General features: G+C 63.0%; 14 protein-coding genes. 7 read left to right on the forward strand and 7 right to left on the reverse strand.

Annotated features, from left to right (window positions below; genetic code table 11):
• Positions 1 to 36 precede the first annotated feature (36 nt).
• Positions 37 to 702, forward strand: coding sequence for a ligase-associated DNA damage response endonuclease PdeM (gene pdeM, locus HB676_RS21275; RefSeq protein ID WP_346347399.1), 666 nt, complete (start codon positions 37 to 39; stop codon positions 700 to 702).
• 818 nt (positions 703 to 1520) lie between these two features.
• On the opposite strand, the gene HB676_RS21280 is transcribed toward pdeM, so the two are convergent.
• On the reverse strand, positions 1521 to 2384 hold the full coding sequence (locus HB676_RS21280) for a LysR family transcriptional regulator (protein WP_213740114.1): 864 nt from the start codon (positions 2382 to 2384) through the stop codon (positions 1521 to 1523).
• A gap of 113 nt (positions 2385 to 2497) precedes the next feature.
• Between HB676_RS21280 and HB676_RS21285 the strand changes: the two genes are divergently transcribed.
• Complete coding sequence (locus HB676_RS21285; RefSeq protein ID WP_213740115.1) at positions 2498 to 3433, forward strand: DMT family transporter; 936 nt, start codon at positions 2498 to 2500, stop codon at positions 3431 to 3433.
• A 10-nt stretch (positions 3434 to 3443) separates the two neighbouring features.
• Here the strand turns inward: HB676_RS21285 and HB676_RS21290 are convergent, their stop codons facing one another.
• The 5 genes from HB676_RS21290 to HB676_RS21310 form a co-directional block, all read right to left on the reverse strand.
• The gene (locus tag HB676_RS21290) at positions 3444 to 4235 is read right to left on the reverse strand and encodes a TIGR02186 family protein (protein ID WP_213740116.1); all 792 of its coding nucleotides are present in this window, start codon (positions 4233 to 4235) and stop codon (positions 3444 to 3446) included.
• Entirely contained in the window at positions 4232 to 5158 is a 927-nt protein-coding gene (locus HB676_RS21295) for a TSUP family transporter (protein ID WP_213740117.1), read from the reverse strand. The genes HB676_RS21290 and HB676_RS21295 overlap by 4 nt, the downstream gene beginning before the upstream one ends.
• A 216-nt stretch (positions 5159 to 5374) precedes the next feature.
• Positions 5375 to 6199 (reverse strand): hypothetical protein, encoded by an 825-nt coding sequence (locus HB676_RS21300; RefSeq protein ID WP_213740118.1) that lies wholly within the window; start codon positions 6197 to 6199, stop codon positions 5375 to 5377.
• Between the two features lie 90 nt (positions 6200 to 6289).
• A complete protein-coding gene (locus tag HB676_RS21305) occupies positions 6290 to 9673 on the reverse strand; it encodes a tetratricopeptide repeat protein (protein ID WP_213740120.1) in 3384 nt (1127 codons plus the stop codon).
• Positions 9674 to 9859: 186 nt separating this feature from the next.
• Complete coding sequence (locus HB676_RS21310; protein ID WP_213740122.1) at positions 9860 to 10414, reverse strand: PadR family transcriptional regulator; 555 nt, start codon at positions 10412 to 10414, stop codon at positions 9860 to 9862.
• Positions 10415 to 10519: 105 nt separating this feature from the next.
• On the opposite strand from HB676_RS21310, the gene HB676_RS21315 reads away from it, so the two are divergent.
• The 4 genes from HB676_RS21315 (at position 10520) to HB676_RS21330 (ending at position 16482) form a co-directional block, all read left to right on the forward strand.
• Entirely contained in the window at positions 10520 to 10912 is a 393-nt protein-coding gene (locus tag HB676_RS21315; RefSeq protein WP_213740124.1) for a nuclear transport factor 2 family protein, read from the forward strand.
• 106 nt (positions 10913 to 11018) lie between these two features.
• Positions 11019 to 12809 carry an acyl-CoA dehydrogenase C-terminal domain-containing protein gene (locus HB676_RS21320; protein ID WP_213740126.1) on the forward strand — a complete coding sequence of 597 codons (1791 nt, stop codon included), beginning with the start codon at positions 11019 to 11021 and terminating at the stop codon, positions 12807 to 12809.
• 89 nt (positions 12810 to 12898) lie between these two features.
• Complete coding sequence (locus HB676_RS21325; RefSeq protein ID WP_213740128.1) at positions 12899 to 14107, forward strand: acetyl-CoA C-acetyltransferase; 1209 nt, start codon at positions 12899 to 12901, stop codon at positions 14105 to 14107.
• Between the two features lie 155 nt (positions 14108 to 14262).
• Positions 14263 to 16482: a 3-hydroxyacyl-CoA dehydrogenase NAD-binding domain-containing protein gene (locus tag HB676_RS21330; protein WP_213740130.1), complete on the forward strand. Its 2220-nt coding sequence runs from the start codon at positions 14263 to 14265 to the stop codon at positions 16480 to 16482.
• A 149-nt stretch (positions 16483 to 16631) separates the two neighbouring features.
• Here the strand turns inward: HB676_RS21330 and gstA are convergent, their stop codons facing one another.
• On the reverse strand, positions 16632 to 17246 hold the full coding sequence (gstA, locus tag HB676_RS21335; protein ID WP_213740132.1) for a glutathione transferase GstA: 615 nt from the start codon (positions 17244 to 17246) through the stop codon (positions 16632 to 16634).
• A gap of 127 nt (positions 17247 to 17373) precedes the next feature.
• Here gstA and HB676_RS21340 point away from each other — a divergent pair, with 127 nt between their 5' ends.
• Entirely contained in the window at positions 17374 to 17862 is a 489-nt protein-coding gene (locus HB676_RS21340) for a helix-turn-helix domain-containing protein (RefSeq protein WP_213740133.1), read from the forward strand.
• The last annotated feature ends 92 nt before the right edge of the window (positions 17863 to 17954 follow it).

Below are 17954 nucleotides of genomic sequence, written 5' to 3' on the forward strand. Positions count from 1 at the left end.
GCGCAATCCCTGCATAAAGAGAAATCAACCGCTCGCATCGCGACGCTCGATGTCGTCGATGTGACGCTGGTCGCCGACCTCTCCGGTGCGCTGTTCTGGGAAGACGAACGCCTGCTGGTCGTCTCCGACCTGCATCTGGAAAAGGGCTCCAGTTTTGCGACCCGCGGCGTGCTGTTGCCGCCTTACGATACGGTCGCCACGCTGAGCCGGCTCGCGGCCGTGATCGCGCGGCACGATCCGCGCACCGTGATCGCGCTGGGCGACAGTTTCCATGATCGCACGGCCCATGACCGGCTGTCGGCGCCGGACCGCGACGCGATCGCGGCCATACAAGTTCGGCGCGACTGGATCTGGATATCCGGCAATCACGATCCGGCATTGCCGTCCGATCTCGGCGGCGTCGTCGCCAGCGAAGTTGCGATCGGCGGAATCGCGTTCCGCCATGAGCCGACCGGTGCAGCAGGCGAGATCGCCGGACATCTGCATCCCAAGGCACGGGTGAGCACGCGCGGCCGCTCGATGGAGCGGCGCTGTTTTGCCTGCGACGGCGAGCGCGCCGTGATGCCGGCCTTCGGCGCCTACACCGGCGGCCTCAGCATTCGCGACGCGGCGTTTGCGAAGATTTTCAAGACGCCGGGTTTTGTGGCGCATGTGCTGGGTGATGCGAAGTTGCACATGATTGCTGCGACGCGCTGCTACTGAGCTTTCTTAAACCTCGCCCTTGTTCTTCACCTCTCCCCTTTTGGCTTTCGTCTACCCGACGGGCAAATCAGTGCGCATGGCGCCGGGTGGTCTGTCCAGTCCTTCTCATAAAATATTCCGATTTTCAGAAATCGCGAATCAATCTATATCCAACGCCATCCCGTTCCCACAAGAGGGGCGTTTCGCGGTCGTCACGGACGTTGGGTGCGGGATGCAGTGGACGCGGCAGCGTTGGCGCACGAAAGTGTGCAGACGAACGATGCTGACGCGGACGGTGAAGTCGTGTGGTCCTGACACCCCGACGCTGGTGTCAAGTTGGCGGAGTTATCCGCTGATGACGGTGGCAAGAGAGCCCGGTCACCGGGGAGAGCGCGAAATAGACCGTTAAAACCATTGCGCGGGGAAAGCCGGATGTTTCCGGTGAACTCGTGGTGACTAACGCGCGTGCTACCACCACACTACACGCGCGGCTGCGGGTGCATCGGACATCCGGCTTTCCCTGCGCCCTCTGTTTGGAGGGAGCGAGAATTTCCACCAAAACTTCGGGCGCATCGCGCCGCGGGAACGCGGATGTGTGTCCCCACTGTCGTCCCTGCGAACGCAGGGGGACCCATAACCACAGGACGTTGTGTTGTGCAGAAGCCGTCGAACAGCGTCCTCCAACGACAGGCCGCGGCGTGTGGGTCCCTTGCGTGCGCAGGGACGACGTTGAAAGAGGTATCCGTCATTGCGAGGAGCGAAGCGACGAAGCAATCCACTCTTTCTTTACCCGGCGAGATGGATTGCTTCGCTGCGCTCGCAATGACGAAGATCCAACCCTACGCCGCCTTGGCCTGCACAGTGTTGCAGAATTCCGCGAGACGATCGGCAAGCCGCAGCGTTGCGGCGCTGGCGTCGGGGGAGGCCACCAGCGCGACTTCGGTGCGGTCGATTGGCTTGAAGCCGTCCTTGGCAGTCAGCACGCGATGATCGGACTGAATCGCCATTTCAGAGAGGATGCTCAGGCCCATGCCGGCGGCGACCGCGGCCTGGATGCCGGAGAGGTTGGAACTGGTATAGGCCATGTACCAGGTCCGCCCGGCGCTTTCGAGCGCGTGAATCGCGCCGGCCCGATACAGACAGCCGGTGGGAAAACCGATCAACGGCACCGTGCCGGTAGTGGCATGGCGCGGATGGCTTTTGCTGGTGACCCAATGTACGCGTTCCGGCCACACCGCGATGCCGCCCTTTTCGCCGGCGTTGCGCTTGAACAGCGCCAGATCGAGATCGCCGCATTCGAGGTCACGCTTGAGATAGGCGCTTTGGTCGGCGCGGACATCGAGCCGCAAGGTCGGATGCGAGCGCGAGAACGCCGCCAGCAATTTCGCCAGCCGGTAGGCCGCAAAATCTTCGGGAACGCCGAGCCTGACCGCGCCCTCGGTGCCGGGCCGCGCCATCACGTCGCGGGCTTCCTCCGCGAGCGACAGCAGCCGCCGCGCATAGGGCAACAACTGCTCGCCGGCTTCGGTCGGCGTCACGTCCTTGCCGGTTCGATTAAGCAACGGCTGGCCGACATCGTCTTCCAGCCGCTTGATCTGCTGGCTGACGGTGGACTGGGTGCGGTGGACCCGTTCACTGGCGCGGGTGAAGCCGCCGGAATCGACTACCGAGACGAAACTGCGCAGCAGTTCGAGATCGAGCATGGGAGTACCTCGGGGACCCGGAACTATTCATTTATCCACTGATGCCAAGTTTATCATTTAATTTCCAAATATCAAGGCGCGGGCCTATATCGGAGCCGCAAGGAGAAATTGCCATGTCGTCCGCACCCTCCATCGCGGTTCCCCGCGCCGGTTTTAATCCGCTGCCGCTTTATATCGGCCTGTTCTGCCTGCTCTGGAGTTTTGCCTTTGTCGCAGGAAAGATCGGCGTCACCGATTGCCCGCCGCTGATTCTGCTCGCGGCGCGGTTTTCGCTGGCCGGCGTCCTGATCCTCGGCATCTCGGCATTTCGCCGCGAGGGCTGGTCGTTGTCGTGGCGCGACACGCTCGTGTTCGCGATTATCGGCATCGCCAACAACGCGCTCTATCTCGGCCTCGGCTATACCGGATTGCAGACCGTCTCCGCCGGCCTTGGCGCGCTGATTGTCAGCGCCAATCCGGTCTTCACGGCCGTTTTCGCCGCGCTGTTTCTCGGCGAGCCACTCACCTGGCGCAAAGTGGCGGGGCTGCTGCTCGGCATCATCGGCGTCGGCTTCATTGTCTGGCACCGCATGTCGGTCGGTACCGACAGCCTGCACGGCATTCTGTTCACGCTGGCATCACTGGCGTCGATCGTGGCCGGCACCATCCTGTTCAAGGTGCTGGCGCCAAAGGGCAGCCTGTGGATCGGCAATGGCGTGCAGAATCTCGTCGCGGGACTCGTGCTGATCCCGTTCGCGTTCACGCTGGCCGATGTCGGCGCGATCGTGCCGAGCATGCGGCTGCTCGGAGCCTTCGCATTCCTGACGCTGGGCGGATCGATCCTGGCTTATCTGTTGTGGTTTCATCTCTTGAAAGTGTGCGGCGCGACCGCGGCCAGCGCCTATCACTTCCTGATGCCGCCGCTCGGCATGCTGTTCGCATGGATGGTGCTGGGCGAGCATGTCGAGAGCCGGGATCTGATGGGAATCATTCCGGTCGCGCTCGGCATCTATCTGGTGACGCGCCCGGCCGCGGCGACCGAGACACCGCGTGTACAGACCGCAGGCTGAGGAGGCGACTTCAATCCTTTCGAAACACAATCGACGCCATCCAGCCGGTCATCAGCGCCATGAAGGCGGTGACGAGGCCATAGACCAGGCCGTTCTGGCGCGCGGAGGTCGCGACGAACTGTTCGAAGCCGACCTTGACGATGTCGAATGCAGTTTCCGTCCGTGTCACCAATTGGCCATCGGAAAACAGCTTGATCTCGACGTCGTATGTGCCGATCGGCACCTCGGCCGGGAGCGGAATGCCGGTGCGAAACAACGTCGGCGTCAGGAACGTCACCGCCGAGGTTTCCTCGCGATAAAGACCATGTTCGGAGCGCAGCCGCACGAAGGCGCTTCGGAACGGATCGTTCGGCACTACGTCGGCATAGTCAGGTCCGACGCGCTGCATCAGCAGCACATTGTTGAGTCCGAGCTGTTGGCGCCGCTCGACCTCGGGCGAGGCGATCGCGTCGAACGGACGATTGGAGAACAGCGCGAGATAGCTCGGCACTTTGAGGAATTCGCGGTAGTCGGTGTTGATCCAGATGCCGAATTTGCGCTCCTTGCGCCGCGTCACCATGTCGGCGCGGGGGCCGCTGACGGTCACGACGAGATCGTAAGCGGTGCGGGTCGAAGGCGTATTGGCGTCCTTTTCGACCGAGCCGAACAGCACGAGCTCTTCGCCGGAATAATTCGGCGTCACCGTTACGCGATGGTTGGAGACCGACACGATCAGCCGTTCCGCGCGTGTAGGTGTGGCGGCGGAGAGAACGCCGAGCGCCAGCATCATGCCGATCATCGTGCGGAAGCGGATTTCGCTCATCCCGCACCTCCGGCTTCCCGGATGGTGAAGAGATCGTCGGGACGGATCACCAGTTCGACCGCAAAGCGGATGCCGACCGCGAGAATCAGGAGTCCGAGCAGCAGCCGCAGATGTTCGCCGCGAATCTTCTGGCCGGCGCGTGCGCCGAACTGCGCGCCGGTCACGCCACCGATCATCAGGATCAGCGCCAGCACGGCGTCGACCAGATGATTGGTGACAGCATGCAGCAAAGTGGCGAACACCATGGTGACCAGCGTCAGCACCATCGAGGTGCCGATCACGGTCGAGGTCGGCACCCGCAGCAGATAGATCATGATCGGGATCAGGATGAAGCCGCCGCCGATCCCCATCACGGCGCCGATGAAGCCGATAATCAGACCGACTGCGACCACGGGAATGACCGACAAATAGATCTTGGAGCGCTTGAAGCGCACCTTCAGCGGCAGCCCGTGGATCCAGCCATGGCTGCCCGAGCGGCGCAAGGGAATCGCGACACCGCGCCGCACCCGCAGGATCGCGCGCAAGCCCTCCCAGAACATCAATCCGCCCACGGTCGTGAGCAGCACGACGTAAGACAGCGCAATCATCAGGTCGAGCTGGCCGAGCGAGCGCAGCAGCGTGAAGGTCCACACGCCCAGCGCGGTGCCGATGACGCCGCCGCTCAACAGCACCAAAGCGAGCGCGGGATCGATGGCGCGGCGGCGCCAATAGGATATCGCGCCGGAAAACGACGAGGCTGCGATGTGGCTGGCGACCGAGGCGACCGCGACCGCGGGCGCGATGCCGATGAAGATCAACAGCGGCGTCATCAGGAAGCCGCCGCCGATACCGAACATGCCGGATACGAAACCAACCGCCGCGCCCATCGCCAGGATGAGGAAAACATTGACCGGGATATCGGCGATCGGAAGATAAAGCTGCACGCGCGTCGCTTCGGAGTTAGCCCTGAGGCTGGCCGAAACCGCTCATGGCGTGGTTTCCTGGAATGCGGATCAAATGCCGGGCCCCTGCATAGCCGAAATCGTTCATCGGAGGGACTAAAGAATCCATGGGAGGCCGGTTTTTTGCCGCTGGCGGCCACACAATTTCCGATGTGGTGAATGATTCAGATTAACGGCCGCAAGGAGCTTCAAACAGGCTCAATGTTTGGCGACGGAATCGGTCACGATGTTGGTGATGAGGTTCATTGTCGCAGCCTCCCTGGCGCCGAGCCAGCGGACATCACGGGTGGCCGACATCGCTTCCACGACGGAGGAGGCAACACCCATCCTGGTCATATAGCTCAGTACGATCCCTGCGGTGCGCTGGGTTTCGGCGACGGGATCGCTGCCGGGCGAGGTCGTCACAAAGCGGTGGACGCCCAGCGCCGAGCCCTCGATGCCATAGCGGGTCGTGCCGCCGGCAAAAACAAGGACGCAGGCACTGGCGCAGTAAGACGGCTTGATATGGCCGGGGGCATCGGCGATGCCGACAGCCGTGACCAGCCCGCGCGATCGAATGGTCTCGCCCATGATGATCGCCTGATTCACATCGCCGCCCGGCGAGGACAGCAGGACGACATCGCCGGCCACCAGATGGGCTTCGTCCAGCCGGTCGCGGAACCAGCTCGCGGCGGCGGGGCCGATCTTGCCGGTGATGGCCAGTCCGGGCCGGGCGCGGCCGGAATCGTCGAGATCGGCTTTGGCGATCGGCGAGGCGGTCAGGCTTGGCGAGACATACTGGTCCTTCCAGTAGGCCCAGGCCTCCGGCCGCGACAGGTCCCGGTAGGCGCGGATGCCAAGGCCCGCGACCAAAAGAATAAAGATCAGCGTCGATCCGAGTCGCCGCGTACTGCCGGTGGGCAGGCGGCAGCTCGCCGGAGGCTGCTTGACCGGCTCAGCCTGCGCGCGCGGGGCCGCGACCGCGGGTCCGGTCGGCGAGGTTCGGAAGCGGCTTGCTTCGTCCCGGCCATCATCGACAGACACGGTGATCCCTCCGGCAATAACAACCGAGTCTATCTATACCTGCTTCGTTGTCGGGAATATGCCGCAACGCCCGAAGGCGGTGCTGTGGCGTCAATGCGCAGCGGCGGTGCGCTTAGGCGCGGCCGGCTTGGCGGCGGGTTTTGCGGCTCCGTTCTGCGCCTGTGCGGGCGCAGAGTCCCACCCGCCAGCGGGGGTCGCTACATTGATGGCGTCGTCAGGCTGGGGTTCCGGCGTGAAGGTCTGGATCGCCAGCTTGGCCGCCGCCAGCGACTGGGCATCGAGCCGCTTGGCGATATCGTCGCGCTTGCGCCCGGAATCCGCATCGCCCTGCGCTGCGGCCAGACTGAACCATTTGAAGGATTCGGCGAGGTTCTGTTCGACGCCGATGCCGCGGGCATAGAGGATGCCGAGATTAAACTGGCTGTCCGCGACGCCGCGATCGGCGGCCTTGCGGAACCACTGTGCCGCGTTCTTGTAGTTGGCGCCCTTGCCGTCGCCATCAGCGTCGAGCACGGCCAGATTATGCATCGCCTTGGCGTTGCCGCGCTCGGCGGCCTGCATGTAATAGCGCCGTGCGGTGTCGATGTCCTTCTTCACGCTCAGGCCCTTTTCGTAGAGGGTTCCGAGCCGGAAGACCGCCGGCACCACGCCGGCCTGCGCCGCGCGGTCATACCATTTCGCGGCTTCATCGTAATTCGCGGTCACGCCTTTGCCTTCGGCGTAACGCACGCCGATCTCATATGCCGCTGTCGGGTCGCCCTTGAGGGCCGCCGTGCGCAGGACCGGTCCACCGATCGCGTCGGGCAGCCGTTCGGCGGCGGGAATTGCGACCAGGGTGAGCTTGCTGTTGCTTGGCGCGATTGGCCTGGACGGAAGCGTGCCGGTGACGTCGCTATTGGTTTGCGGGATCGCGACCGAGGCAATGCCGTCGGGAGCATCGGGCGCGGCGTTGTTGTTCAGAGACTGCCGTCCGATCGGAGTCGGCGAGGTCATCGAAGGCATCGCGGGCGCGGGCTTGGGTGCGTCGCCGACAGGCGGTTGAACCGCGGGCGGCGGCTCGCTCGCACTTTCCGTTGCGGGCTGCAGTGCGCTGCTGCTGTCGAGCAGATTCATCGCCATCTTGAAGGTGCCGAGCACGATCACCACCACGCTCGCGCCCACCAGCAGCGAGCGAATCTTGGAGGTGATGGTCGAGGCTTCCTTGGCCTGGCCGTTGGCGGGTTGCTTGGCCGAACCGCGGCCGCCCTTGGCGTCGGGCTGTGCGGCGGCGGCGGCCTGAGCCGCGCGGCGCGCGGCGGCAATGAAACTCGAGGTGCTGACCGGCGCGCTCGGGCTTGCCGGAATTCCGCTGATGGCGCTTTCGGAAGCGGCGATGCGTTCGGTCGGCGAAGCCACGCGTGCGCTCGGCCGGGTGCCCGGCTCAAGCGGATGGTCGGGCGGCAGATCGGGCTCGATCGCGACGCGCGGCTGCGTCGGCACCAGAATTTCGCTGATGGCTTTCGGCGCTGCTGCAGCGGCGGCAATTTGCGGCGCCGGCGCCGATGCGGCATGAAATTCCCGCGGCGCCGCGGCGAACTGTTCCGGTGCGGCGACGGGATTCGGCAATTCAGGTTTGGGTTGCGGCGCCATCGCGACGCGAGTTGCGGCAGCCGGCTGCGGCGGCGCGTAGGCAGGCGCGAGCGGGGGTTCCGGCTGCGGCGCGACCGGCTGGCTGCGTACCGCGCGCAGATCGCCTTCGATCATGGCGAGACGATCGACCACATGGCCGAGCGTATTGTGAACGGCTTCGAGCGAATCCTGGGTATGGCGGCCGGCTTCCGACTGGCTGAAACGAATGTCGGACAATTCGCGCTTGACGAGATCGACGATGCCGCTGTCGGCAGGCGCAGCAGCGCCGCCTCGGCTGTTTTCGCTCAGCGCCGCAAAGCTCGCATGCTGGGTTTCGAGATGACGCAGAATATCCTGCAGGCCGTCCTCGACCCGTCCGAGATTGCCGCCACGGTTCTCGCTGGAGGCCTCGAGGCGTTCCAGCAAATAGGAGACGCGCTGTTCGAGATGCGCGAAAGCCGAAGCGTTGTCGTTGCCGACCGGCAGCCGGTCGATGCGATCGGACAATGTGCGCAGCGCGCTTTCGAGCTGTTCGGTATTGTGGGCCGGCGCCGCGCGCTGTTCGCGGCTTTCCAGCGACGAGGTCAGCGCGGCAATACGCTGCTCGAGGACCGCGAAGGTATCGCTTTGGCCGTCCGAACGGGTCATCAGATCGACCTTGGACGACAGCATCCGCACGTCTTCGCTGAGCCGCGCCAGCGCGTCGTTGGACGCGACGTTGGAAACGATGGAGCGCAGCGCGGTGATGGCGCCTTCGAGCTGATGGATCGTGGAAGGATCGTCGCTGGCGCGCAGGATCATGTCGAGCTTGGCGCCGAGATTGCGGATCGCCTCGTCATAACCCGCCAATTGTTCGGCGGGAGTGAGCGAGCGCAACGCCTGGCGAATTTCGCTTAACGCGCGTTCGATGCCGGCCAAGGCCTGGCCATCGGTGCCGCTCTGGCGGGTGTCGTCGATACGGCGCGACAGCGAGCGGATTTCATTCTCGATCGATTCGATCGCCCGGCGCGGCATCGCTTCGGTGATGACGTTGCGAATTTCGGCGAGCTCGCTCCGGAACGCCTTGACCGATTGCTCGATATGGTCGGGACGCTGCAGCGCCTCGATCTGGCTGGTGATCTTGACCAGATGGCGTTCCAGCGACGAGAAATCCGGCCCCGCCGGCATGGAGGGCGTGATCGGCATCGCGGGCGCCGCCGGCATCGATGGCGCGGTCGGCGGCGCATAGCGCGGCGGCACCGGACGCGGCGGCGGGCCATCGAGTTCGTGCTGGCGCGCCGAGATTTCAGCAATCGCGCTGTCGAACGAGGCCGGGCTAAGCGGCGGTGACGGGCGATAGGCTTGTGCGGTGTAGACTTGGGCGGCCGCGCGCTCGACCATCTCGGCCTGGCGCTGCCTGTCGTCATGTTGAGGTTGCCGCGCCGGTGCGGCGCTCGAGATCTGCGACAGCCGCGCATCCAGCCGCGAAATCGCGTCGTTGAGCTGGCGGGCCACGCCGGGATCATGACGCGCCGCATCGCTGCGTGGTGCATCGTTGCGCAGCATGTCGCCGCGGGGAGCGTCAACGGGAGGCAGCGGACGCGAAATCCGTTCGATCTGGCGGGTGATCGAATCCAGCCGTTGATGAATGTCGGCGACGTCCTGGGTTTCCTGGGCCGGCATGGCAGGGCGTTGATCCGGCAAGCGATCGGCCGAACGATCCGCCGCGTGATCAGGCCTGGCGCGGAAGTTGGGCGGGGCGGGATCGCCGATGGTGGAATTGAGCCAGTCGCTCAGCGACATGCCGGCACGGCGAGCGGCAGCCTCGGCGCGCTCCCGCACGGATGGATCGATGCCTTCAACACTCCACGATACGCGCGAATTCATGCTGTCGTCCGGTTCCGAATCCGGCGCGCCACCCCGCGCCTTCAGCCTCCCCGCGCGTCCCTGAATGAGAGACAATCGAATTCCGCGCAGGTCGTCTGCCTCTGACTTCGACTTTTTCGTGTTACGGTAAATAACCGGTTAAGGAATCGGTCAGCGGGCTTCGAAAATTAACCGGCCGGCGTGAAATCAGCGGGATTCGGCGGCGTCGCTGCTGGCGGGAAGGGCATTGAGCGCTTCCTCGCACCATTCCACCACGGCGCGTTCGTGCCGGACACCCAGGCGAAGCGCCAGCAACTTGCCGGTATCGGCCAGCGAGGCGGTGCCGTCAGGGAAGCGTTTGCCGAGAATATGTTCGTAGCGGGAACAGCGGTCGCGGTGGTGTTCCAGCCGCGCCATCAGGTCGGCGCGCAAGGGATCCATGTCGACGCTGTCGAGCGCGTAAAGCCGCACCAAAAGATCGTCCTTGATCGAAGGCGTAACGCTGGGCTTCGCACCCCAGTGCCTGAATGCAGCCCGGCCCTCAGTGGTGAGCGTGTAGACCAGTTTGTTTGGCTTGCCGGTCTGGACCACCTCGCAGCCTTCAATGTGGCCGCGGTCGCGCAGCCTGGTCAGCTCGCGATAGATCTGTTGATGGTTTGCCTTCCAGTAGAAGCCGATCGACGAATCGAACGTCTTGGCGAGCTCGTAGCCCGTCATGGGACGCTCCGTCAGGCAGGCGAGAATGGCTTCACCGAGCGCCAAGCACCAAAACTCCTCAGTAGCCTTGACTATATGCTCAGATTTGCATATGCGTCAATAAGCATATGTTTTGAGCCCCGCTGCGCTTTCACGCACAGGAGACGGCCGATGAGCATGACCGCCCTCGACAAGTGGTACGGCTACATAAAGTCCCATGACCGCGCCGCGCTCTGGGACCTGCTTCATCCCGATGCGATCTTCGAAAGCCCGGTCGTGCATACGCCGCAGCGCGGGCGCGAGATCACCTTCAAATATCTGTCGGGCGCGGAAAAGGTGCTGGGTGGTCCCGGCTTCGTCTATATCGGTGAATGGCGCAGCGATGACGGCGCGGTACTCGAGTTCGAAAGAGAAATCGACGGGATCAAGATCAACGGCGTCGATATCATCCGCTTCAGCGACGATGGCCGGATCGTGCACTTCAAGGTGATGGTGCGGCCGCTCAAGGCGATAAACCTGTTGCACCGGCTGATGGGCGAACAACTCGCCGCCGCTGTAAAATAAAGCCATGCTAAGGTCCACTCCGGAAACGCCAGCGATTCCTGCACTAAGAAACGCGCATAAAAAAGCATCCGCTAATTCAAGCCTGTCCGCCTGTCGGGAGAACGCCATGCCGATCTACAAAGCCCCCCTGGAAGACGTCAATTTCCTGCTCAACGACGTGTTTCAGATCGACCGCTACGATAATCTTCCCGGTCTCAGCGACGCCTCCGCCGATGTGCGGGAAGCGATCCTGGGCGAGGCGGCAAAACTCAGCGAGGAAGTACTGCAGCCGCTCAATCGGGTGGGCGATATCGAGGGCTGCGTCCGACACGACGACAACAGCGTGACGACCCCGAAAGGCTTCAAGGAAGCGTTCAAGCAGGTGGCCGAGGGCGGCTGGCTCGGGCTGTCGGCGCCGACGGAATATGGCGGGCAGGGGCTGCCGATTACGCTCAGCCAGGTTGTCACGGAGTTCCAGAGCGCGGCCAACATGGCGTTTTCAATGTATGGCGGCTTGACCATGGGCGCGACCGCGGCGTTGATCGTGCACGGCAAGCCGGAGCAAAAGGCGATCTTCGTACCGAAGATGGTGGCGGGGCAATGGACCGGCACCATGAACCTCACCGAGCCGCAATGCGGCACCGATCTCGGCCTGTTGCGCACCAAGGCCGCCAAGCAGGCCGACGGCAGCTACAAGATCACCGGCACCAAGATTTTCATCTCCGCCGGCGAGCATGACCTTGCCGAAAACATTATTCACCTTGTGCTGGCGCGGATCGAAGGCGCGCCGGCCGGCATCAAGGGCGTGTCGCTGTTTGTGGTGCCGAAGATTCTCGTCAACGCCGATGGATCGCTGGGCGCGCGCAACGGCGTGTCCTGCGGTTCGATCGAGCACAAGATGGGCATTCACGGCAATTCCACCTGCGTAATGAATTACGACGGCGCCATCGGCTGGCTGATCGGCGAGGAAAACAGGGGTATGCAGGGCATGTTCGTGATGATGAACGAGGCGCGGCTTGGCGTCGCCGTTCAAGGACTGGCGCAATCCGAAGTCGCCTACCAGAACGCCGTGGCCTATGCCCGCGATCGTCTGCAGGGCCGCGCGCTCTCCGGACCGCAGGCGCCGGACAAGCCGGCCGATCCGATCATCGTACATCCCGATGTGCGCCGTACGCTGCTGACCATTCGCGCCTTCAACGAAGCCGCGCGTGCGATGGTGGTGTGGACGTCGCTCAAAAGCGACGTCGCCCATCGCTCCAACGATCCGAAAGATCGTCAGGCGGCGGACGATCACATGGGATTGATGACGCCGGTGATGAAAGGCGTGCTGACTGATGTGGGATTTTCCAACGCCGTGCTGGCGCAGCAGATGTATGGTGGCCACGGTTATATCGCCGAGAACGGCATGGAGCAGTTCGTGCGCGATGCGCGCATTGCGATGATCTATGAGGGAGCCAACGGTATTCAGGCGCTCGATCTGGTCGGGCGCAAATTGCCGCGCGATGGTGGCCGGGCGGTGATGGCGTTCTTTGGCGAGGTTGCGGCCTATGCCAAGGACCTTGGCGCAGACGAGGCGATGAAGCCTTTTGTGACGCCATTGAGCACCGCGCTTGGCCATCTGCAGCAGGCTACCACCTGGCTGATGCAGAATGCGTTTGCGAAACCGGACAATGCCGGTGCGGCGGCGACCGACTACATGCAATTGTTCGGCCTTGTGACCTTTGCCTATATGTGGGCGAAGATGGCCAAAGTCGCGCAGGACAAGATTGCTGCCGGAGGTGCTACGCCCTATTTGTCGACCAAGCTGGTGACCGGCCGCTTCTTCATGGAACGGATGTTGCCGGAAACGGCGCTTCATCTAGCGCGTATCCAGACCGGAAGCGCGACCACTATGGAATTGGCGGCGGAAGCTTTCTGATCCAAGATCTCGCTGACCCAAGTTCTTGCTGACCGAAGACCTTCTAACCATCCGTCTATATATTGTGATCCTCATACCAGGAGGGCGTCATGCCTGAGGCATATATCTACGATCACGTTCGCACGCCGCGCGGCCGCGGCAAGGCCGATGGTGCGTTGCATGAAGTGACGGCGCTGGCGCTAGCGACAGCGCCGCTGCGGGCGCTGAAGGAACGCAACAATCTGGCGGAGGGCGTGATCGACGACGTCGTGCTCGGCGTGGTCGATCCGGTCGGCGAGGCCGGCTCTGATATTGCACGCTTCGCGGCGATCAAGGCCGGTCTGGGTGAATCCGTTCCCGGCGTCCAGATCAGCCGCTTCTGCGCGTCGGGCCTCGATGCGGTGAATTTCGCTGCGGCCCAGATCATGAGCGGTCAGAATCAACTCACGATCGGCGGCGGCGCCGAATCGATGAGCCGGGTCGGCATCGGCGCCTCCGGCGGCGCGTGGCCGATGGATCCCTCTATCGCAGTCCCGGCCTATTTCATGCCGCAGGGCGTGTCGGCCGATCTGATTGCGACCAAATACGGTTTTTCCCGCGATGACGTTGACGCCTATGCCGTGCAGAGCCAGCAGCGCGCCGCCAAGGCCTGGGATGAGGGCCGCTTCAACAATTCCGTAGTGCCTGTGAAGGACGTCAACGGGCTGACGATTCTGGCCAAGGACGAGCACATGCGGCCGACCACGACGATGCAGTCGCTCGGGCAGTTGCAGCCGTCATTCGTCACCATGGGTCAAATGGGCGGCTTCGATGCGGTCGCGATCCAGTCGCATCCGGAAATCGAACGCATCAACTATGTGCATCACGCCGGCAATTCCTCAGGGATCGTCGACGGCGCGGGTGCGGTTCTGCTCGGCAGCAAGGAAGCCGGTGAAAAACATGGCCTGAAGCCGCGTGCCAAAATCCGCGCCTTCACCAATATCGGCTCGGAGCCGGCGATGATGCTGACCGGTCCGGTCGACGTGACCCGGAAACTGTTCGAACGCTCGGGCATGAAGAAATCGGACATCGATTTGTTCGAGTTGAACGAAGCCTTCGCCTCGGTGGTGCTGCGCTATATCCAGGCGTTCGACATCGACAACGCCAAGATCAACGTCAATGGCGGCGCGATCGCGCTCGGCCATCCACTCGGCGCGACCGGCGCGATGATTCTCGGCACTGTGCTCGACGAGCTCGAGCGCACCAACAAATCGACCGCGCTGGTCACGCTGTGCATCGGCGGGGGCATGGGCACCGCGACGATCATCGAACGGGTGTGACGACGTATAGCCGTAGGGTGGGTTAGCCGAAGGCGTAACCCACCGATATCGGCGTTAGTGGGAATGGTGGGTTACGCTTCGCTAACCCACCCTACGATCCGCGATCAGAGACAACCGCCGCGCCGATGGGCTGCCGGCATCGAGGGAGCGACAACATGGCCTTCAAGAATTTCAAGGTTGAGACCGACGCCGATGGCATTGCGCTGGTGACGTGGGACATTCCCGGCCGTTCGATGAACGTGCTCGACGAAACCACGATTACCGAACTTGAGGAGATCGTGAAGCAGACTTCGGCCGATGCCGCCGTCAAGGGCGTCGTTGTTACCTCCGGCAAGGAAGCGTTCTCCGCCGGAGCTGACCTGTCGATGCTGGAGGGCATGAACCACCGCTACATGGATCTGCTCAAGGCAAAGGGCGAAGTCGCCGCCAACCAGATGCTGTTCGACGAGAGCCGCAAATCCTCGCTGGTGTTTCGTGCCATCGAAACATCGGGCAAGCCGTGGGTGGCCGCGATCAACGGGCTCGCGCTCGGCGGCGCGTTCGAATTAACGCTGTCGTGCCACTACCGCGTCGCCGCGGCCAACCCGAAAACCCGGCTTGGGCTGCCTGAAGTGAAGGTCGGGCTGTTCCCCGGCGCCGGCGGCACCCAGCGCGTGCCGCGCATCGTGCCGCCGCAGGACGCGATGCAATTGCTGCTCAAGGGCGAGGCGATTAATCTCGACAAGGCCAAGGCGCTGAAGCTGGTCGATGCGGTCGTGCCCGCGGCCGATCTGATCCACTCAGCCAAGGGCTGGATCAAGGGCGGCGGCAAGGCCGTCGCGCCCTGGGATGACAAGGCATTCAAGCTGCCGGGCGGCCCGGTCTACTCAAAAGCTGGCATGATGATGTTCCCCGCCGGCAACGCGATCTTCCGGCGCGAAACCTATGATAATTATCCGGCGGCGCGCGCGATCATGCAGTGCGTCTATGAAGGTTTGCAGTTGCCGATCGATGCGGCGCTGCGGGTTGAATCGCGCTATTTCGCCCAGATCCTGCGCAGCAAGGAAGCCGCGGCGATGATCCGCAGCCTGTTCCTGTCGATGCAGGAATTGAACAAGGGAGCGCGGCGTCCGCCCAATGTACCGGCCACCAAAGTGAAGAAACTCGCCATCATCGGCGCCGGCTTCATGGGCGCCAGCGTCGGCTATGTCTCGGCGCGCGCCGGCATCGACGTGGTGCTGATCGACCGCGATCAGGAAAGCGCCGACAAGGGCAAGGGCCACGCCAAGTCCGTGATCGACGATCTGATCGCCAAGGGCCGCGCCAAGGAAAGCGATCGTGACGCGATCCTGTCGCGCATCAGCGCCACTGCGGATTACAGCGTGCTCAGGGATTGCGATCTCGTGATCGAAGCCGTGTTCGAGGATCGCAAAGTCAAGGCCGAAACCTATGCCAAGGCGCAGCCGCTGCTGAAGCCCGACGCGATCTTCGCCTCCAACACCTCGACATTGCCGATCAATTCGCTGGCAGAGGAGTTCAAGGACCAGGGCAAGTTCATCGGCATTCACTTCTTCTCGCCGGTCGAGAAGATGATGCTGGTGGAAATCATCGTCGGCAAGAACACCGGCGATGTCGCGCTCGCGACCGCGCTGGATTATGTGCGCGTGATCGGCAAGACGCCGATCGTGGTCAATGACAGCAGAGGCTTCTTCGCCAACCGCTGCGTGCTGCGTTTCACCGCCGAAGGCCTGGAAATGCTGATGGAAGGCGTGCCGCCGGCGATGATCGAGAACACCGCGAAGATGGCGGGCATGCCGGTCGGGCCGTTGTCGCTGTCCGACGAAGTGGCGCTCGATCTCGTGCTCAAGATCATGAAGGCCACCGAGGCCGATCTCGGCGCCAATGCGATCGATCAGGCCCAGAAGAAATTGCTGGTCGAGATGGTCGAGAAACAAGGCCGCTTCGGCCGCAAGAACGCCAAGGGATTTTACGACTATCCCGAGAAGGGCAAGGGCTCGAAGAGCCTGTGGTCGGCCTTGGGCGGCCTGCAGCCGAAGCATCTCGATCCGGATACGCTCGATGTCGAGGAGATGAAGCAGCGCTTTCTCGTCGTGCAGGCGGTGGAAGCCGCGCGCACCGTGGAAGATCACGTCATCACCGACATGCGCGAGGCCGATGTCGGCTCGATCCTGGGCTTTGGCTTCGCACCGTTCACCGGCGGCACGCTGTCCTATATCGATTTCATGGGCACGAAGAACTTCGTCGCGCTGTGCCACAAACTCGAAGCCAAATACGGCTCGCGCTTTACCCCGCCGAAGCTGCTGATCGAGATGGCGGAAAAAGGCGAGACCTTTTACGGCCGCTTCCCGCCGAAGAAGAAAGCCGAGGCGGCGTAGCGTCGTTCGTCATTCCGGGATGGTGCGTTAGCACCAGACCCGGAATCTCGAGATTCCGGGTTCGATGCTTCGCATCGCCCGGAATGACAGCCAAACAAAAAAGGCCGGATCATCGATCCGGCCTTTTGACTGATAAGTGCGCAAATACCTTACGCCGCCTTCATCAGGCCTTCCTTGGTCAGGGCTTCCTGCACCTTCGGGCGCGCGGCGACGCGGGCCTTGTAGGCGACGAGGGTCGGCAGCCCCGAGAGATCGAACTTCATCCGGTCGGCCCAGCACAGCATCGTGAACAGATAGGCGTCGGCGACGGTGAATTGCTTGCCCATCAGGTAATCCCGGCCGGCCAGCGCGCCGTCGATATACTTGAACTTGCCCATCACCCGGTCCTTGAAGAACGCTTTGGTTTCGTCGGGGAGTACCGGGCTGAACATCGGGCCGAAATTCTTGTGCAACTCGGCGGTGATGTAGTTAAGCCACTCCAGCAATTTATAGCGCTCGGCGCTGTCGCGGGCGGGCGCGAGGTTCTTGGCCGCGACGCTGTCGGCGATCATCTGCACGATAACGGGACCTTCGGTCACCAACTCGCCGCTGTCGAGCGCCAGCGCGGGCACCTGGCCCTTCGGATTTACTTTCAGAAAATCGTCACCATTTTCGAGCTTCTTGGCGCGAAGATCGACCTTCACGAGATCGTAGGGCAGGCCGGCTTCCAGGAGCGCGATGTGGGGCGAGAGCGAGCAGGCGCCGGGTGAATAATACAATTTCATTGGAATTTCCCTCCCTGGGATTGCTGGTGTCGGGCGGCCGCGTAACTAAATGCATATGCATGTAATAGTCAACATTGATGCAGCTGCATTAAGTGCGCTACATTATACGCACATTATGGACCGGGCCATGAAACGCAAACCATCGACCGAGGCGACCGCCGCCTGGATTCGCCTGATGCGAATCCAGAGCCGGGTGCTCGATGCGGTCGAACAGGATCTGAAGAAAGCGGGATTTCCGCCGCTGGCCTGGTATGACGCTTTGCTCGAATTGTCGCGCGCGCCGTCGGGCGAGCTGCGTCCGGTGGAACTCGAGCGGCAGATGCTGATCCCGCAATACTCGACCTCGCGGCTGATCGACCGGCTGGTGGACGAAGGCCTGGCGGCGCGCCGCGAATGCAAGATCGACAAGCGCGGCCAGTTCGTCGAGATCACCGAGACCGGACGCGAGCTGCAGAAGAAGATGTGGAATGCCTATTCCGCTGCGATCGAAAAACATGTCGGCTCGAAATTGTCCGACGCCGATGCTGTGAAGCTGTGTGGACTACTCGACCGGCTCGGCTGCTCGTGCGAAGAGGCGCAGCTGCCTGCCGTGAGAGACAGCGCGTCCGCCCGATGATAGTGATTTTACCCCCTGGGTTTGCGGACGACGTTGTCCGTAACCTTCCCCGACACCGTGCGCGTTCGGTCGAAACGCCCCACATCCGGAAT

Origin of the sequence: Bradyrhizobium sp. dw_411 (assembly GCF_018449695.1) — a bacterium.
Classification (GTDB): domain Bacteria; phylum Pseudomonadota; class Alphaproteobacteria; order Rhizobiales; family Xanthobacteraceae; genus Bradyrhizobium.

Coding starts and splice junctions, on each gene's coding strand:
- HB676_RS21280 (WP_213740114.1), bottom strand. CDS start 2,384: ATGCTCGATCTCGAACTGCTGCGCAGTTTCGTCTCGGTAGTCGATTCC.
- HB676_RS21285 (WP_213740115.1), top strand. CDS start 2,498: ATGTCGTCCGCACCCTCCATCGCGGTTCCCCGCGCCGGTTTTAATCCG.
- HB676_RS21290 (WP_213740116.1), bottom strand. CDS start 4,235: ATGAGCGAAATCCGCTTCCGCACGATGATCGGCATGATGCTGGCGCTC.
- HB676_RS21305 (WP_213740120.1), bottom strand. CDS start 9,673: ATGAATTCGCGCGTATCGTGGAGTGTTGAAGGCATCGATCCATCCGTG.
- HB676_RS21315 (WP_213740124.1), top strand. CDS start 10,520: ATGAGCATGACCGCCCTCGACAAGTGGTACGGCTACATAAAGTCCCAT.
- HB676_RS21320 (WP_213740126.1), top strand. CDS start 11,019: ATGCCGATCTACAAAGCCCCCCTGGAAGACGTCAATTTCCTGCTCAAC.
- HB676_RS21325 (WP_213740128.1), top strand. CDS start 12,899: ATGCCTGAGGCATATATCTACGATCACGTTCGCACGCCGCGCGGCCGC.
- HB676_RS21330 (WP_213740130.1), top strand. CDS start 14,263: ATGGCCTTCAAGAATTTCAAGGTTGAGACCGACGCCGATGGCATTGCG.
- gstA (WP_213740132.1), bottom strand. CDS start 17,246: ATGAAATTGTATTATTCACCCGGCGCCTGCTCGCTCTCGCCCCACATC.
- HB676_RS21340 (WP_213740133.1), top strand. CDS start 17,374: ATGAAACGCAAACCATCGACCGAGGCGACCGCCGCCTGGATTCGCCTG.